Below are 14,582 nucleotides of genomic sequence, written 5' to 3'. Positions count from 1 at the left end.
TTAAGCGTACTACCATCTAATGAGTGCCCCCCATGGGGGTCGAGCAGGAGACAACCCACCATGGCCGCCTTCATCCCCTATGGGGCCTACTGGTCCACGCCCTTTGCCAAATGGCAGGGCTCGCTGGCCAACCTCAACGCTGTGCAGCTGGCGGCGGTGTGCGGCAAGCAGGCTCTGGCCGCGCGTGGCGTGCCGTTGGAGGCCATCGACCTCGCCATCCTCGGCATAACCAACCCGCAAAAGGGCAGCTTCTACGGCCTGCCCTGGCTCACCGGCATGATGGGCCTGGACCGCGTGGCCGGCCCCACCATCCAGCAGGCCTGCGCCACCAGCGTGCGGGCGCTGCAGATGGCCAGCCACGAGGTGCGCGACGGCAGCAGCCAGTGCGCGCTGCTCGTGATGGCCGACCGCCAGTCCAACGGCCCCGTCGTCTACTACCCCGACCCCACCGGCAGCGGCGGCTATGGGCTGACCGAGCACTGGGTGCCCGACAACATGGCGCACGACCCCTACGCCAAGAACCCCATGATCAAGACGGGCGAGAACGTCGCGGCGCGCTTTTGTCTAAGCACCGCGCAGCAGCACGCCGTGAAGCTGCGCCGCTACGAGCAATACCAGGCCGCGCTGGCCGACGACCGCGCCTTCCAGAAGCGCTACATGATCGAGGTGCCGCTGTCCGACAGCCGCTTCCGCAAGGTCACGGGCACCCTGGCGGCTGACGAAGGCATCTTCCCCACCACGGCCGAGGGCCTGGCCAAGCTCAAGCCCGTGCTGGAGGGCGGCACTGTCACCTTCGGCGGCCAGACGCACCCGGCCGACGGCAATGCCGGCGCCCTCGTCACCACGCGCGAGCGAGCCCGCGAGCTGGCCCTTGACGCCGGTATCGAGGTCGAGCTGCTCAGCTTTGGCCAACACCGCGAGGCCCCCGGCTACATGCCCGCCGCCCCCGGCCCGGCCGCCGCCCAGGCCCTGCAGCGCGCCGGCCTCAACGTGGCCCAGGTGGACGCCATCAAGACGCACAACCCCTTTGCCGTGAACGACCTGGCCTTGGCGGCCGACCTCGGCTTCCCCTGGGAGCGCATGAACAACTACGGCAGCTCCCTCATCTGGGGCCACCCCCAGGCGCCCACCGGCTTGCGCGGCGTCATCGAGCTGATCGAAGAGCTGGTGCTGCGTGGCGGCGGCATCGGCCTCTTCACCGGCTGCGCCGCTGGCGACACCGGCCTAGCCACCGTCATTCGCGTTACCGACTCACGCTGATCTCTTATCTCTTTCGACTGCAAGCCCCATGAAAGTCATCCAAGCCGCCGACGTCGGCGCCCTGATCCCCGACGGCGCCACCATCTTCCTGGGCGGCCTGGCCGTCACCAGCCTGCCCGAGGAAATCCTCTCGGCGCTGGAGCAGCATTTCCTCAGCACCGGCCACCCGCGCGCCCTCAGCACCTGGGCCTGCGGCGCCATCGGCAACTCCGGCACGGCCGGCATGAAGCACTTCGCCCACCCCGGCATGATCAAGCGCGTGGTGGCTGGCCACTTCGGGCAGACCGGCGCCGAGATGATGAAGATGGTCTATGGCGGCGAGGTCGAGGCCTACAACTTCCCGCAGGGCTCGCTCTCCCACCTCACGCGCCAGATCGCCTGCCGCTCGCCCGGCGTGCTCACCAAGGTCGGCCTCGGCACCTTCGTCGACCCGCGCCTGGAGGGCGGCAAGCTCAACAGCAAGTCCACCGAAGACCTGGTCCGCCTGATCGAGTTTGAGGGCGAGGAGTGGCTCTATTACAAGTCGCCCAAGATCGACGTCGCCGTGATCCGCGGCACCGTGGCCGACGAGAACGGCAACATCACGCTCGACAAGGAAGGCATGCTGCTGGAGCAGCTCTCCATCGCCCAGGCCGCGCGCGCCTGCGGTGGCATCGTGATCTGCCAGGTCGAGCGCATCGTCAAGGCCGGCTCCCTGCACCCCAAGGCCGTCAAGATCCCCGGCGTCGTCATCGACTACGTGGTGCTCTCGCAGCCGCAGAACCACATGCAGAGCATCGCCACGCAGTTCGACCCCGCGCTGTGCGGCGACATCCGTGTGCCCACCGGCAGCCTGCCGCCCATGGCCCTCGATGAGCGCAAGGTCATTGCCCGCCGCGCCGCCATGGAGCTCAAGCTCGGCGCCATCACCAACCTCGGCATCGGCATCCCCGCCGGCATCCCCGCCGTGGCGGCCGAAGAAGGCATGGCCGAGGCCCTGACCCTCAGCATCGAAAGCGGCATCACCGGCGGCATCCCCGCCCAGGGCGGCGACTTCGGCCTCGCCTACAACGCCGAGGCCATCATCGAGCAGAGCTTCCAGTTCGACTTCTACGATGGCGGCGGCCTCGACGCCAGCTTCCTCGGCCTCGCGCAGGTGGATAGCTCAGGCAATGTCAACGTCAGCAAGTTCAACGGCCGCCCGGTCGGCTGCGGCGGCTTCGTCAACATCACCCGCTCGACCAAGCGCCTCGTCTTCTGCGGCAGCTTCACCGCCGGCGGCCTCAAGCTCAGCATCGGCGATGGCGTGCTGCGCATCGACACCGAAGGCCGCAGCCGCAAGTTCATCCAGCAGGTCGAGCAGATCACCTTCAACGGCCACGACGCCGCGCTGCGCGGCCAGCAGGTCATCTTCGTGACCGAGCGCGCCGTCTTCCACCTGACCCCCGAAGGCATCGAGCTCACCGAGATCGCCCCCGGCATCGACCTGGAAAAAGACGTGCTCGCCCACATGGACTTCAAGCCCATCGTGCGCGACCTCAAGCGCATGGACGCCGGCCTCTTCCGGGAGGTGTGGGGCGGGCTGCGCGCCGCCCTGGCCGGGTGAGCAATCAGCCCGTGAACTGAGCCGCCACCAGCCGCCCCACATCCGCCAGCACCGCCTCAGCCTCCGGCCGGATGCGCTCGCTGTTGATGTGCGGGCCCTCGTAGTAGGCCGCGATCACCAGCGGCGCGCGGCCGGCGGGCCAGCACACGGCCACGTCGTTGTAGCGGTCGGGCATGTCGGGCGACATGCCGGTGCCCGTCTTGTCGCCGCACATCCAGTTGGCCGGCAGGCCGGCGCGCAGGCGGCGCAGGCCGGTCTCGGTGGCGCGCATCCAGCCCACCAGGCGTTCGCGGTTGGCGGGTAGCAAGCTGTCGCCCACCACCAGGCGGGCGGTCAGCGCGGCCATCGCGGCCGGGGTGGTGGTGTCGCGCAGGTCGCCTTGCACCACGTGGTTCATCTCGGGCTCCATGCGGTCGATGCGCGTCGTCGCGTCGCCCTGCGTGCGCAGCCAGGCCGTGAAGGCCGCGGGTCCACCCAGGTGACGCAGCAGCAGGTTGGCCGCGCCGTTGTCGCTGTGGGTCTGCGCGGCCTGGGCCAGGTCCATGAGGCTCATGCGCCCCTGCTTCACCCGGGCGCGGGTGATGGGCGCGTGGCCCACGATTTCCTGCGGACGGAGCAGCAGGGTGTCGGTGCCCTGCCAGGTGCCGGCATCGATGCGGGCCAGCGTGGCGGCGGCTAGCGGCAACTTGAAGGTCGAGCACATGCCAAAGCGCTCGTCGCCCCGGTGGGCCCAGGCCTGGCCCGTGCCCACGTCGAGCACCGCCACGCCCAAGCGGCCGCCGGCGCGGCGCTCCAGCTGGGCCAGGGCTTCAAACGGGGGTTCAGACCGGGGGGCGGCGGCGCGCGCCGTGGCGCAGGCGGCGAGCGACATGAACAAGGCGGTGCGGCGGGTGAGATTCATAGCGAAACTAATGGGGTGGGTTGCGAATGTGTGGAGTGCGGAGCGCATTCTTTCCAGGGCACCACTCTCAGCCAAACGATCTCTACTTGCATCTGCCATAAGAATTTCTGATGCCCTCCACGTCGCTCGCCCGCTTCTCCCTCAACAGCCTGCACGCTTTTGCCGCCGCCGCGCGGCACCTCAGCTTCACCCGCGCGGCCGATGAGCTGTGCGTGACGCAGGCGGCGGTCAGCCAGCAGATCAAGGCGCTGGAGGCCCAGCTGGGCAAGCCGCTCTTCCTGCGCACCGCGCGCGGCCTGCAGCTCAGCGACGAAGGCACGCGCCTGGCGCCCGCCGTGCAGCAGGCCTTTGCCCAGCTCGACGCCGCGCTCGCGCAGTTTGAAAGCAGCGCCCCGCGCGAGCGCCTCACCGTGGCCGTGGTGGGCACCTATCTGCACGGCCACTTGCTCGCGCGCCTGCCCGACTTCGAGGCCCGGCACCCGCACATCGAGTTGCGCTTGCAAACCCACAACAACAAGGTCGACCTCGCCACCGAGACGCTCGACGCCGCCATCCGCTTTGGCGACGGCGCCTGGCGCAGCGTCGAGGCCCTGCCCCTGCAAGCCGCCCCGCTCAGCCCCTTGTGCGCCCCTTCCATCGCCGCGCGGCTGCGCGCACCGGCTGACTTGCGGGGCCAGGTCTTGCTGCGCTCCTACCGCGCGCAGGACTGGCCCGCCTGGGCCCAAGCCGCCGGCTGCCCCGCCCTGGTCGCACGCGGCCCGCAGTTCGACTCGTCCGTGCTGATGGTGCAGGCGGCGGTGCAAGGCGCTGGCGTGGCCCTCGCACCCCCCGCCCTCTTCACCCGCGAGCTCGCCTCAGGCGCCCTGGCCCAGCCCTTCGAGGCCACGGTGGACGTGGGCCGCTACTGGCTGACTCGCAGCCTGACGCGTGAGTCTGGGCCGGCGTGGGCGGCGTTTCGGGATTGGTTGGTGGGCAGACCCCGCAGTGATGCAGGCCCCATGTCGGCACGGGACTTCAACGATCCCACTGCAGATGCCCGATAAACAACTGCAGGAGCCTCGTCCAGCCAGCCCCAATCGACAAGGCCATTGCAGTTGTGGGGGATGTCCATATTCGAAAGGCTAGGCGGCACCGCGACTAGAGGATGGAGGGCTTGGCGATCTCACGGCGGGCAAACTCTGAAGCCAAGAGATACAAGAACTGTTGCGCCTGCCCAGAGATGAAGTCCTGAATGCGAGGGCCAAAGACCCCATCGTTTATGGCGGGGAAGTGGTGCGGGCGATAGCGCGTTATTGAGCCCAAGTAGTAGGAGAGGATGTAGATGGAGAGCAGCTGAGGCAAGGTTTGTGTGTCCTCAGAAGCCGGCCGCAGGTAGACGTAGTGCCTGCGATATGGAGGTACTGTTGAGACAGTCGCCCAGAGCAATCCCCGAATTGAATCGAAGAGCGACTGAAGTGAGTTTGCGTACTTCGTGTTTGGGCAAACGATGGGTGCGACTTGCTGGAAGCAGATCAACTCGCGCGAAGCACTGTCAACTTCGTCGCAGGTGACCTGAACGAATGCCGGTCCAAGTTTCGACTCGGCAAGAAATCGTGTGATCGTTACGCCGATTCGGGAGAGGTCGTCCGCGACGAAGTAGAGGTTCAGCCAAAGCTCGCGTGTGGCCTTGTTAAGGTAAGGGCGGATATCGTGGACCGCGATGAAGCGTTCTTTTTTGTTTGCCGCAGATGACCACAACCTGTGTCCCGGAAGGATCTGCGGCAGAAGCACCGGCACGTCGTAGTCTTGAATGGCCGCTAGCCCAGTGCCAGTTAGAGCTGCCATGAACTCGGAAAAGTTTTGCAGATCGCCGCTGCCATTGGGGCTCACGAACGCCCGCAGGAAGGCATCAGTTAGCTCACGGTTGCCTGGTGCGCGGAGCATCTCGGAAAGTCCGTGCTGAGCTTTGTTGAATGTTGGCCGGGTTCCGCGAGAGAGGCAGAACGCCTTCACGAGGTTCATGAAGCAGTAGTAAAGGGCCAAGGGTCGTGCTGATACACGCTGGGTGTCTACAGCACCTTCGAAAAAGTCGCGCGCTTGATTCATGCACGCGAGGGCTTCTGGCCGTGCTGCAGCAGAGCATGAAGTCTTGATGGTCTGGTCGATGATTGCCCAGGGATCAAGCGAGAAGAGCAGCGACTGCAGGCTTGCGTTGCCTTTCGGGCCGATCTTTGTTGGCCAAGAGCTGAATGGAATCAGCTTTCCGTTGACTCGAAGTCGTTGACCTGCTCGTGCAGCGGGGAGAACCATAAGCTTTCGACCCTTCGACGAAATGAGGGTGGCTTTTGCGGGCTAGCGTTTGAGCTGACGGGCCGACGCGGGGATGGCGCTTGGCTCAATGGGTAGACGTTACGGCTGAGCGCGTTGCGGGCCAAGGCCATGCCAGCGGATCTGCCGCTCCACCAAAGGGTTATGCCGAACTGACCTCGGCAGTGACGATTCCGATGGATGCAAATAGTGCTTCGACGAAGCTTGTGACCGATGTTCTTGAGGCGGCTTCCTTTGCGCAAAGGTATACGAAGATCTCCTTAGACATTCCGGTCGTGTGAATGTGCGCCTTGAACAGCTCGTCGAGGACGCGCTTGCCATCGAACATCTCTCGCCTCTTCTGAGCGGCGGCTAGCGCGGCGACTTTTGCCGCTGCCTCAGACCGTATGCGAGAGAAGTTCTCGTCGGACAAATCGGCGAGAAGCGTGCTAGCGAACGCCTGAACTTGCTCTCGCGCTGTCTCCACCGGGTCACTAAGCCGAAACGTGCGGGCGTCTACAGCAGCCTTGATCCTGCGACTCAACTCATGATCTTGGAGCGAAAGCAGCACCTCATCAAGCGCGGCAGCAACATTGGCCGGAGTCTGGAGGGTTGTCTTGTGTCGGACCGTCTCGATCGCGCGAAAGATGACTTCGGGATCTACGAGAAGATTCTCAATCATCGAAACGGGCAGCCAAACCTGATCGGTCTGCGCCGGCGACTCTTCGAGGGTGTCGCGGTCCAGCAGGGCCGTCGCCTTCAAATTCCCAGCAAGGGTAGGCAAGCAATCGTTCAGGGCACGCACAAGTGTCTTGCACTCAGACTTTCCACCACCAGCAATAACCGTGAGTTGCCCGAAGCGATCACTCAGGAAGCCATAAATTTTCGCGTCTGCAGGCCTACGGCTGGACTTGTCGGCGCTCTTTCCTTCAACGACCAGTACCGTGCGAAGTGCCGTTGCATTCGAAGTTGATCCAAATAGAGTCCGGATGGCTGCGAGGCGTTCTTCGCTGTCGGCTATGCGAACGAGTTGGTTCGTATCGTGTTCGATCAGTTCAGCAGGCCTAAGCAAATACAACTCTTCGTTTGAAGCGTGTTCGACCATCGACGGTGAATGAGTAGCGAGGATGAACTGCACGCCCTCTCGGACCGCGAGTCCGCGCATGTAGTCAAGAATCTTGGCCTGCAGGTTCGGGTGCAAATGGAGCTCGGGCTCGTCCATAAGGACGGCAACTGCGCCGGGCTGGGGAGCCGCTTCCGTTCCGCGCATCTTGGCAAGGTTCTGATTCACGCGGTGTTCGACAAGCGGGAAGAACAATTGAATGATTGCCTTCTCGCCGGAGCTGAGATCATCAATATCGACCTGAACGTCCTTGTTGTGAACGTTCCACAGGCAGCGGATCTGGTCGCGATTGGCTAGGTCAATGCGGTGAAACTGCAAGTGAGGTAGCAGGTTGTGCGCTAACTCTTTGAGAGGGGCCCAGACGTCTGGCATGTCTTCGCGTCGCACGGCACCAACTTCATCGAATCGGCTTGCAATTGCGTTCTGGCGTTCAAGTTCGATCTGACAGAGGCTGTACTTCAGGAAGCTCTGCGCTTCGTCGAAATTCCACGCGTCTCTGTCATTCGACTGGAAATGCATGCCCTCGAAGCCGGGCAAGTTGCTCGCCGAGAGCACGGAACTCATTTCGATTCGTTGTTGGCCAAGGAATCGCATGCGAACCTGTTGTCGGCGGCTCGTTCGATGTGGGCCGACGTACATCGTGCGGCCCGGTCCTTCACCTGCGCCTCTGAGTGCGTTTAGGAGCGTGGACTTCCCGCAGCCATTGGGACCGGTGATGACCATGATGCCCGGGACGTTGTCGCAAGCCGCAAGCCGAACGGCCCGCTGGTTCTGCACTGTGAAGCTACGGATTCGCATTGCGGACTAGCTAGTGGGTGAAAGTTTGGGTGGCATAACTTGTATTTTGGGGGGACAGCCACCTGTCGCCCTAACGTCAGCCCTATCTGCTCTAGCAGTCCATACGTCGGTTGGCCAAGCTATTTAATTTGAAAGCTTCGCTGGTCGCCTACCAGCGTATTCAGGCGGCCAATTCTGTCGACAAAAGCGGCACGCGCTACTAGTACAAATTCACTTGGTGACGTGCACCAGAAGCAGTTACGCGCAGCGCCTCGCCGCGCTGCCCCGCACCCACAATCAGCCCACGTAGGAGCATGGGGCTCCTGCCATCCAAGGCCTTCGCACCATGACCCTGTTCCGCTTCATCGCCCTCGCCACCCTGGCTGCCGCCGGCATCGCCGCCCAGGCCGCGCCCAAGCCCTGCGACGAACTCAAGGCCGAGATTGCGGCCAAGCTGGATGCCAAGGGCGTCAAGGGCTATGCGCTCGACGCGGTCGAGGCCGACAAGGTGCCGGCCGACGCCAAGGTGGTGGGCAGCTGCGAGGCGGGCAGCAAGAAGCTGGTCTACAAGCGCGGCTGAGGGGGCGGATGCCCCCGCGCAGGCCGCTGGGCTGCCGGGCGGCCCAGCCGCTCAGTCAGTGGTAGTCCTGCTCAAGCTGATGACGAATGGCGCCGATGCGGACGACCTCGCCGCGGACTTCAAACGCGGCAATGAGGCCGGTGTTCCCGAAGGGCACGATCAGCTCGCGTTGCATGATGTTCAAGGCGCGAGCGGCCTTGCGGCACGAGTACGGTGAGAACTCCAGCAGTCGAAGGGCTCGGTCAATCGCGTCTCGGAGCCGCTGCACGACATCCAGGTCAGGTGTTGCGCTGGCCAGTTCACGTGCGATGAGGAAGTCCTCGATCCGCAGCAAGTCCTCGGCGGCCTCCTCGGCGAGGACGACGCGGTAGACGGTCACTTCCCCGCGCTCGGCTTGCGTGCTGCCAGCTGCTCTCTAGCCGCTTCGAGCCGCACATCCATCCGCCGCAGGATTTCCGACGGCGAAATCCCGCTGTCTTCACGCTCAGAACGCGCGACAGCCTCTTGGGCACGCGCGAGGAAGGCGTCCTGCGTACGCCGCCAGGCCACGCCATCGCGCACGCAAGAGGCGACGAAATCCGACAGTGATTCGCCTTCATCAAGCACCGCTTCGGCATCGCTTCGCAATGCGGGCTCGACGCGCACGGCCGGGAGGGTGGAGGTCTTCATGCAGTCAATGTAATGCAAATGCAATGCATTGACAAGGATGTCAAGGCGCACCGCTTCGCCCGAGTTGAGCGCAACGAATGGGCGCCGCCGAAGCGCTCAGCCGAGTCAGGCGTTCGGCAGGCGACGCTGCCGGCGGGACATGCCTCGCATCACCATGAGTGCGCCACCCGCGAGCACCAGGGTGGCTGGCTCCGGCACTTGGGCCGGTGTCGTGTCAGCGGCCAGCACGCGCAGGTCGCTCATGCCGATGTAGGCGCCCGACATCTCGAACGACGAAATCAGCGCGTTTCCGACGTCGAAGCCAAAGAAGTAGCCGCTGAGGTCGGCCCTTCCGGTGTCGAAGTTGAGCACGGTCGAGTCGAGCAGGTGGTGGGCGGCGTCGTAGATGGCAATGGTCGGCGCATCGCCGATCGGGGCGCCAAGACTCTGCGCGTAGTTGAAGAAGCCCCCCACGCCAGCGACCGGGGCGGCGAAGCTCAGGGTCATCGTGCCTGACGCCTGGCCCAGGCCAATCATCGGCTTGTTGAACCAGGCGCCGTTGTCCTGGAATCCATACAGGCGATGGAACCCGAAGGCAGAAGGGACGTCGCTGGACCAGGTGATGCCCGGCGCATAAGCCCGGGGCGCGGACTGGCCTAGATCATTGGGCCGATTGACGCTGGGCGTCTCGATCAGGAGGGAACCGGGCAGGTCCGTCACGGGAGCCGCTTGGACCGCGCTTGGCAGGGTCAGGCAGAGGCTGGCGAGCGCCAGCAGGAGGCTTTTGGAGGTCATGGGTGGGGGTGGGCGATTGCACGCCATTTGCGTTTGAGAAATGCAGCGCGCCGGCAGTCCGGAGCGAAGCAGTCAGTGTCTGGCGCGACCCCGCATGCCGTCCTTAAGGCGTTCTGTAATGCCGCTTAAGCCGCGCGCCCCGAGGCCGGGCGCGGCGTTAAGAAATCCTTTAGACCGCCTTCAAGACGCGTGGCCGGCTGGCGCGCCACAGTGCGGGTGTTGGCGAGACGCGGCCAGGCAGCAAGGTGCTGCTGGCCCACGCTCCCAGGAGCTCAAAGAATGATGAAGCTGAAGACATGGGTGGCCGCTGCCGCCCTGACGGCCGCGACGGGCATGGCGCAGGCGGCGCTGGTGCTGCAGAGCAATGGCCAGGAGGTGCTGGACACCGAGACCAACTTGCTGTGGTTGTATGACTGGGGTCAGTCCACCACCTACTTCTTGAGCTGGCAGCGTGACTGGGCGGCCAGCCTGACGGTGGGCGGCGCGGCGGCGGGCGACTGGCGCCTGCCCAAGCTCGAAGAGTTCCAGACCCTGTGGGCCGATCCCAGCGTCGGGGGCACGCTGGCGGGCTTGCAGAGCCACTTCACGGGCGTGGAGGATTACTTCTACTGGACCGACAGCCTGGATTCGCACGGGCCCACCTACGACAGGTATTGGACGTTCCTGGCCGCCAACGGCAGCTCACGTGTCTACTTCGACCTTGCGCCCCTGAATGCGGTGGCGGTGCGGGAGTTCAAGGCAGGCCAGGCGGTGCCCGAGCCCCAGACGCTGCTGCTGGCGCTGACGGGCGGCATCCTGGCTGCGGGCGTGCGCAGAAAGCAGCGCCGCTGAAGGCCTACACGGCGCTCAGGGCATTGGCGTCGCTGGATGCGAACAGCAGCTGGTCGGCCGCTTCGGCATCGAGCAGGGCGCCGTGCACCATGAGTCGGGCCAGCAGGCCTGGCTCCAGTTGCGCCTGCAGCCGTTCAGCGGCCTGGCAGTAGTCGAACAGCGGCGCATCGGGCAGCGGCAGCCCGCGCGAGGCATAGGCCTGGCGGGCATGCCCCAGCAGCAAGGCGGCCGTTCGCGTGCGACCCAACTTGGCGGCCAGCAGCGCCATCACACCGGTAATTTCCAGCCAATGGACCTGACGGCTCGCGGCCAGGGCCGCCGCAGACGCCGCCAGCGCTTCGTCCAGCCGGTCCATCAGGATCAGACTGCGCACCGCATGCACATGCGCAAAGGCGGTGTTGAAGTCCATGGGTGGCGCACCATCGAGGTAGGACCGAAACGCGTCCAAGGCTTCGGCGTGGCGCCCCAGGCGGTTCAAGGTCCAGCCGACGTTCAAGTCGGCAACGGCGGCACGGGTTTTCAGGCCGCTGCGGCGGGCCAGTGCGGCCTCGGTCTGCCGGTGCCTGAGCACGCCCTCGAAGTCGCCGATGCTGCTGCACAGCGTTGCGCGAGTGCGGAGGCCAATGATTTCGGCCTCAGGTGGCCAGTCCGGATGGCGGTTCAGCAATTGCGCGAGTTCATTCGCCCACGCCGAGGCCTGCTCCCGGGTGGCGGCCGGCGCGGACGCCGTGGCGGTGGCTGACGCCTGCACCGAAACCGCCAGCGCCCAGAACAGCGCCAGGGGGTTGTTGCCGCTGCGCGCCAAACGCGTGGCCTCGGCGGCAGCCGCAACGGCGCGTGGGTCATGGAAAACGTACAGCAGGCGCGCATACCGGCGCCACCACAGCGCTCGGAGCGCCGTGTCGGGCGCCGTGCCGACCCAGGGCTCGCATTGGCGCAGCCAGCCGAACACTTCGTTGCGCCAAGCGCTGAGCTCCACCAGTCCCGCGCCGTGGGCCGACAGGCCGAGGGCGGTGGGGTGGTCGTGCTGCAGCGACCAGCGAAAGGCTTCGCGCACTTGCCCCATGTCCTGCAAGACCTGTTCGGTCTTTGCGTCGCGCAGGGGTCCTTCGGGCGTCTCGTCGGCGGCGCGCACCAGGTCCAGCATCGCCTGTGCGTGGCGGCCCCGCAGAAGCTGCTCGCGGCCGTCGGACTGCAATTGCTGCAGCGCATAGGCACGCAGCGTTTCCAGCAGGCGGTAGCGGGGTGGGTCCTCGGGCCCCACGCTGAGCAGCGAGCGCTCGACCAGCACCGCCAAGCGATCAATGACTTCCCACCGGGCTTCCTCGCGCTTGCCCGCCACGGCCACCGCTTGGTTCAGCGTGAAGCTGCCTGCAAAGACCCCCAGCGCGCTGAAGAGCTGCTGGTCTTCGGGGTCCAGCAGGCTGAAGCTCCAGTCGAGCGCCGCCAGCAGGCTTTGGTGGCGCGCCGGGCTGTCGCGACGTCCAAGGCGCAGCAGCGCAAAGCGTTGGTCAACGGCGTCCAGCACGCCCTGCAGGCCGAGCAGGGGCACGCGCGCCGCAGCCATTTCCATCGCCAAGGGCAAGCCGTCCAGCCGAACGCACAGCTGACGCACCAGGGGCAAGGCATCGCCGGCCCATGGGCGACGTGAGTCCAGTGCCCGCAGCCGCGCGAGGAACAGCGCCACGGCGCTGCTGCGGCTGACTTCTTCCTCGTCGGCCTGATCGGCGGGCAGGGCCAGCGGCGCCAGGCTTTCAAGCCGTTCGCCTGACACCCTCAGAGCGGCCTGGCTGGTGACGAGCAGGTGCAGCGAGGGCAGCGCTGCCAGCCATCGGGGCAGCAGGGCCGCCAGGGGCTCCAGCAGATGTTCGGCGTTGTCCAGCACCAGCAGCCGGCCTGCGCCGCCGAGCACGGCGTCCAGGGTAGCGCCCAGGGGGCTGTCGTCGCCGGCGCTGGCCTCCAGATGCACGCCGAGGCTGGCACTCAGGGCCGGCTGCAAGTCGTCGTCTGCCGGCCAGACCGAAAGGTCGATCCAGGTGGCGGGGCCGAGATCCCAGCCCACGTACAAGGCGCGGGCCAAGGCGGTCTTGCCAACACCGCCAGTGCCGGTCACGGTGACACAGCCCGGCATTTGCAGTGCCGCGCGCACGCGGGCCATGTCGTCCTCGCGGCCGAAAAGCGCTGGGGCCGCAACCGCAACGCCGGGCCGCTCCGTCAACAGCGAGGCGCCGCTGGCAGCGGCCTGTGCAAGGGCTGCGTCTGACACGATCGGTGTTGCAGTCAGGCGGTAGCCATGCCCGGGCACCGTGGCGATCAGCTCGGGGAAAAGCGCCTTCCGTATCGCCGCGATCTGCACCGCGATATTGCCCTCCTCCACCACCAGCCCCGGCCAGACCTGCTGCAGCAACTCGTCCTTGTTCACGAGCCGGCCTGGCCGCTGGGCCAGCGCCGCCAGCACGTCGAAAGCACGGCCGCGCAGCGCGACCTCGCGACCACCGCACAGCACGCGCCGATCCGCGAGCTGCATCTCGAAGCAGTCAAACCGAAGGCAGGTGTCGCTCATCAACGGGAGTCAGGCGCGGCGGCGGATTGCGGGGTGGGGCGGCGCCTGCTCGGCAAGGCGGCATGCGGGCGAGGCCACAAGCCAGTCGCAGGGCCGGCAAGGGCTGGCTTCATGCCCGTGCGCCATTTTCACCGGCCGCTGGTGAGGCGAGCGGCTACCGCTCGGCCGGAGCCTTGCCTGCCGATGACCGTCGCCCCAGCCCTTAGATCGCCGGGGTCAGCCCCGCCAGCTCCTCGCCCGTCCGCTGCAACCACAGCTTCAAGCGCTGTCGGTCCAGCAGGCCCAGGGCGCCGGGTTGCTGGGCGGCCCAGAAGCTGTGGCCTTGGCCGTCGAGCTTTTGGACGAGGGCGTCGGGCAGCTTGCGCAGGTGCAGCACGCGGGCGCCGGCGGCCTGGGCGCGGTCCAGCAGGCCTGAGGCGGCCAGCAGCTCAAAGCGCTCGCCGCGCACCTCGTTGAGCACCAGCACCAGGGGCAAGGCGGCGCCGGGGCCGTCAAGCCACTGGGCCAGCAGCTCGACGGAGTCCCGGCCGGCGTCCATCACGTGCCAGTAGTTGAGCGTCACGCCCAGCTCGGCGGCCAGTTCGGGCACGCCGGCGTCGTGCAGCCAGCGGGTCAGCGCCGCCTGGGTTTGCGCGGCCATGTCCACCACCACGCGTTGCTCAGGGCCGGCGGCGGCGGCTTCCAGCACGCAGTCCAGGCTGTCGTTCGAGTCGAGCGGCGTGGCCGAGGTGTAGTCGGCGTAGTAGCGCAAGAGCGCGCCGTGCGAGCGGTCGGTGTCAAAGCAGCGCAGCGGCTGCCCGCCGTCGATGAAGTGCTGCGCCAGGAAGCGCGCCACCAGCGACTTGCCCACGCCGCCCTTCTCGCCACCGATCCAGTGAATCTGACTCATGGAATTCCCATTCGGGTGCACGGAAGTGGCCCCCATCCCTGGGTCTAGCAAGAATCGATGCCAGCGGCGCCATCGCAATCAATTCGTCAACACCTGTTGACAGGCTGCATACCGTCAACGATCATTGACGGCATGCAGATCCCACGCCCTTCCGATACCGCCGAGGCCCTGGCCGCCGTGCTGGCCCTGCGGCAGATGGCCGACGAACTAGAGGCGAAGACCGTGCAACTGGCGCTGCGCAATGGCTGGTCCTGGTCGCAGATTGCTGAGGCGCTGGGCGTGACCAAGCAGGCCGCGCACCGGCGGCTGTCGCACCTACAACCGAGCAAGTGAGCCCAAGGAGA

14 protein-coding genes are annotated in these 14,582 nt (G+C 66.1%); 6 read left to right on the top strand and 8 right to left on the bottom strand.

What is annotated here, in order from left to right; genetic code table 11:
* Positions 1-60: 60 nt before the first annotated feature.
* A complete protein-coding gene (locus ABDJ85_RS02595) occupies positions 61-1,260 on the top strand; it encodes a thiolase family protein (protein WP_347703168.1) in 1,200 nt (399 codons plus the stop codon).
* A 28-nt stretch (positions 1,261-1,288) separates the two neighbouring features.
* Entirely contained in the window at positions 1,289-2,845 is a 1,557-nt protein-coding gene (locus tag ABDJ85_RS02590) for an acyl CoA:acetate/3-ketoacid CoA transferase (RefSeq protein ID WP_347703167.1), read from the top strand.
* Positions 2,846-2,849: 4 nt separating this feature from the next.
* On the opposite strand, the gene bla is transcribed toward ABDJ85_RS02590, so the two are convergent.
* Positions 2,850-3,746 carry a class A beta-lactamase gene (gene bla / locus ABDJ85_RS02585; protein ID WP_347703166.1) on the bottom strand — a complete coding sequence of 299 codons (897 nt, stop codon included), beginning with the start codon at positions 3,744-3,746 and terminating at the stop codon, positions 2,850-2,852.
* Positions 3,747-3,856: 110 nt separating this feature from the next.
* On the opposite strand from bla, the gene ABDJ85_RS02580 reads away from it, so the two are divergent.
* Positions 3,857-4,789: a LysR substrate-binding domain-containing protein gene (locus ABDJ85_RS02580; protein ID WP_347703165.1), complete on the top strand. Its 933-nt coding sequence runs from the start codon at positions 3,857-3,859 to the stop codon at positions 4,787-4,789.
* A 94-nt stretch (positions 4,790-4,883) separates the two neighbouring features.
* Here the strand turns inward: ABDJ85_RS02580 and ABDJ85_RS02575 are convergent, their stop codons facing one another.
* Both ABDJ85_RS02575 and ABDJ85_RS02570 read right to left on the bottom strand, forming a co-directional pair.
* Positions 4,884-6,035: a YaaC family protein gene (locus ABDJ85_RS02575; protein WP_347703164.1), complete on the bottom strand. Its 1,152-nt coding sequence runs from the start codon at positions 6,033-6,035 to the stop codon at positions 4,884-4,886.
* Positions 6,036-6,195: 160 nt separating this feature from the next.
* Positions 6,196-7,953, bottom strand: a complete 1,758-nt coding sequence (locus tag ABDJ85_RS02570) for an AAA family ATPase (protein WP_430765509.1) — start codon at positions 7,951-7,953, stop codon at positions 6,196-6,198.
* Positions 7,954-8,278: 325 nt separating this feature from the next.
* On the opposite strand from ABDJ85_RS02570, the gene ABDJ85_RS02565 reads away from it, so the two are divergent.
* The gene (locus ABDJ85_RS02565) at positions 8,279-8,512 is read left to right on the top strand and encodes a DUF1161 domain-containing protein (protein WP_347703162.1); all 234 of its coding nucleotides are present in this window, start codon (positions 8,279-8,281) and stop codon (positions 8,510-8,512) included.
* Between the two features lie 55 nt (positions 8,513-8,567).
* Here ABDJ85_RS02565 and ABDJ85_RS02560 read toward each other — a convergent pair whose 3' ends face one another.
* The 3 genes from ABDJ85_RS02560 to ABDJ85_RS02550 all read right to left on the bottom strand — a co-directional run bounded on the left by ABDJ85_RS02560 (position 8,568) and on the right by ABDJ85_RS02550 (position 9,880).
* Complete coding sequence (locus ABDJ85_RS02560) at positions 8,568-8,891, bottom strand: type II toxin-antitoxin system RelE/ParE family toxin (RefSeq protein WP_347703161.1); 324 nt, start codon at positions 8,889-8,891, stop codon at positions 8,568-8,570.
* Complete coding sequence (locus ABDJ85_RS02555; protein ID WP_347703160.1) at positions 8,888-9,181, bottom strand: YlcI/YnfO family protein; 294 nt, start codon at positions 9,179-9,181, stop codon at positions 8,888-8,890. Before ABDJ85_RS02555 ends, ABDJ85_RS02560 begins: the two co-directional genes overlap by 4 nt.
* 105 nt (positions 9,182-9,286) lie before the next feature.
* Positions 9,287-9,880 carry a PEP-CTERM sorting domain-containing protein gene (locus tag ABDJ85_RS02550; RefSeq protein ID WP_347703159.1) on the bottom strand — a complete coding sequence of 198 codons (594 nt, stop codon included), beginning with the start codon at positions 9,878-9,880 and terminating at the stop codon, positions 9,287-9,289.
* A gap of 357 nt (positions 9,881-10,237) precedes the next feature.
* Between ABDJ85_RS02550 and ABDJ85_RS02545 the strand changes: the two genes are divergently transcribed.
* On the top strand, positions 10,238-10,786 hold the full coding sequence (locus ABDJ85_RS02545; protein WP_347703158.1) for a PEP-CTERM sorting domain-containing protein: 549 nt from the start codon (positions 10,238-10,240) through the stop codon (positions 10,784-10,786).
* 4 nt (positions 10,787-10,790) lie between these two features.
* Here ABDJ85_RS02545 and ABDJ85_RS02540 read toward each other — a convergent pair whose 3' ends face one another.
* The gene (locus tag ABDJ85_RS02540) at positions 10,791-13,349 is read right to left on the bottom strand and encodes an ATP-binding protein (protein ID WP_347703157.1); all 2,559 of its coding nucleotides are present in this window, start codon (positions 13,347-13,349) and stop codon (positions 10,791-10,793) included.
* 202 nt (positions 13,350-13,551) lie between these two features.
* Positions 13,552-14,238, bottom strand: coding sequence for a P-loop NTPase family protein (locus ABDJ85_RS02535; protein ID WP_347703156.1), 687 nt, complete (start codon positions 14,236-14,238; stop codon positions 13,552-13,554).
* Between the two features lie 132 nt (positions 14,239-14,370).
* Here ABDJ85_RS02535 and ABDJ85_RS02530 point away from each other — a divergent pair, with 132 nt between their 5' ends.
* Complete coding sequence (locus tag ABDJ85_RS02530; protein ID WP_347703155.1) at positions 14,371-14,571, top strand: helix-turn-helix domain-containing protein; 201 nt, start codon at positions 14,371-14,373, stop codon at positions 14,569-14,571.
* The last annotated feature ends 11 nt before the right edge of the window (positions 14,572-14,582 follow it).

Origin of the sequence: Roseateles paludis (assembly GCF_039872745.1) — a bacterium.
GTDB lineage: Bacteria > Pseudomonadota > Gammaproteobacteria > Burkholderiales > Burkholderiaceae_C > Pelomonas > Pelomonas paludis.
The sequence above is the reverse complement of the archived record's forward strand: the minus strand, read 5'-3'. Positions and strand labels throughout refer to the sequence as shown.

Excerpts from the sequence above, each read along its gene's own strand:
- ABDJ85_RS02545 (WP_347703158.1), top strand. The coding sequence starts at position 10,238 with ATGAAGCTGAAGACATGGGTGGCCGCTGCCGCCCTGACGGCCGCGACG.
- ABDJ85_RS02535 (WP_347703156.1), bottom strand. The coding sequence starts at position 14,238 with ATGAGTCAGATTCACTGGATCGGTGGCGAGAAGGGCGGCGTGGGCAAG.
- ABDJ85_RS02530 (WP_347703155.1), top strand. The coding sequence starts at position 14,371 with ATGCAGATCCCACGCCCTTCCGATACCGCCGAGGCCCTGGCCGCCGTG.
- bla (WP_347703166.1), bottom strand. The coding sequence starts at position 3,746 with ATGAATCTCACCCGCCGCACCGCCTTGTTCATGTCGCTCGCCGCCTGC.
- ABDJ85_RS02580 (WP_347703165.1), top strand. The coding sequence starts at position 3,857 with ATGCCCTCCACGTCGCTCGCCCGCTTCTCCCTCAACAGCCTGCACGCT.
- ABDJ85_RS02590 (WP_347703167.1), top strand. The coding sequence starts at position 1,289 with ATGAAAGTCATCCAAGCCGCCGACGTCGGCGCCCTGATCCCCGACGGC.
- ABDJ85_RS02540 (WP_347703157.1), bottom strand. The coding sequence starts at position 13,349 with ATGAGCGACACCTGCCTTCGGTTTGACTGCTTCGAGATGCAGCTCGCG.
- ABDJ85_RS02565 (WP_347703162.1), top strand. The coding sequence starts at position 8,279 with ATGACCCTGTTCCGCTTCATCGCCCTCGCCACCCTGGCTGCCGCCGGC.
- ABDJ85_RS02555 (WP_347703160.1), bottom strand. The coding sequence starts at position 9,181 with ATGAAGACCTCCACCCTCCCGGCCGTGCGCGTCGAGCCCGCATTGCGA.
- ABDJ85_RS02570 (WP_430765509.1), bottom strand. The coding sequence starts at position 7,953 with ATGCGAATCCGTAGCTTCACAGTGCAGAACCAGCGGGCCGTTCGGCTT.
- ABDJ85_RS02595 (WP_347703168.1), top strand. The coding sequence starts at position 61 with ATGGCCGCCTTCATCCCCTATGGGGCCTACTGGTCCACGCCCTTTGCC.
- ABDJ85_RS02575 (WP_347703164.1), bottom strand. The coding sequence starts at position 6,035 with ATGGTTCTCCCCGCTGCACGAGCAGGTCAACGACTTCGAGTCAACGGA.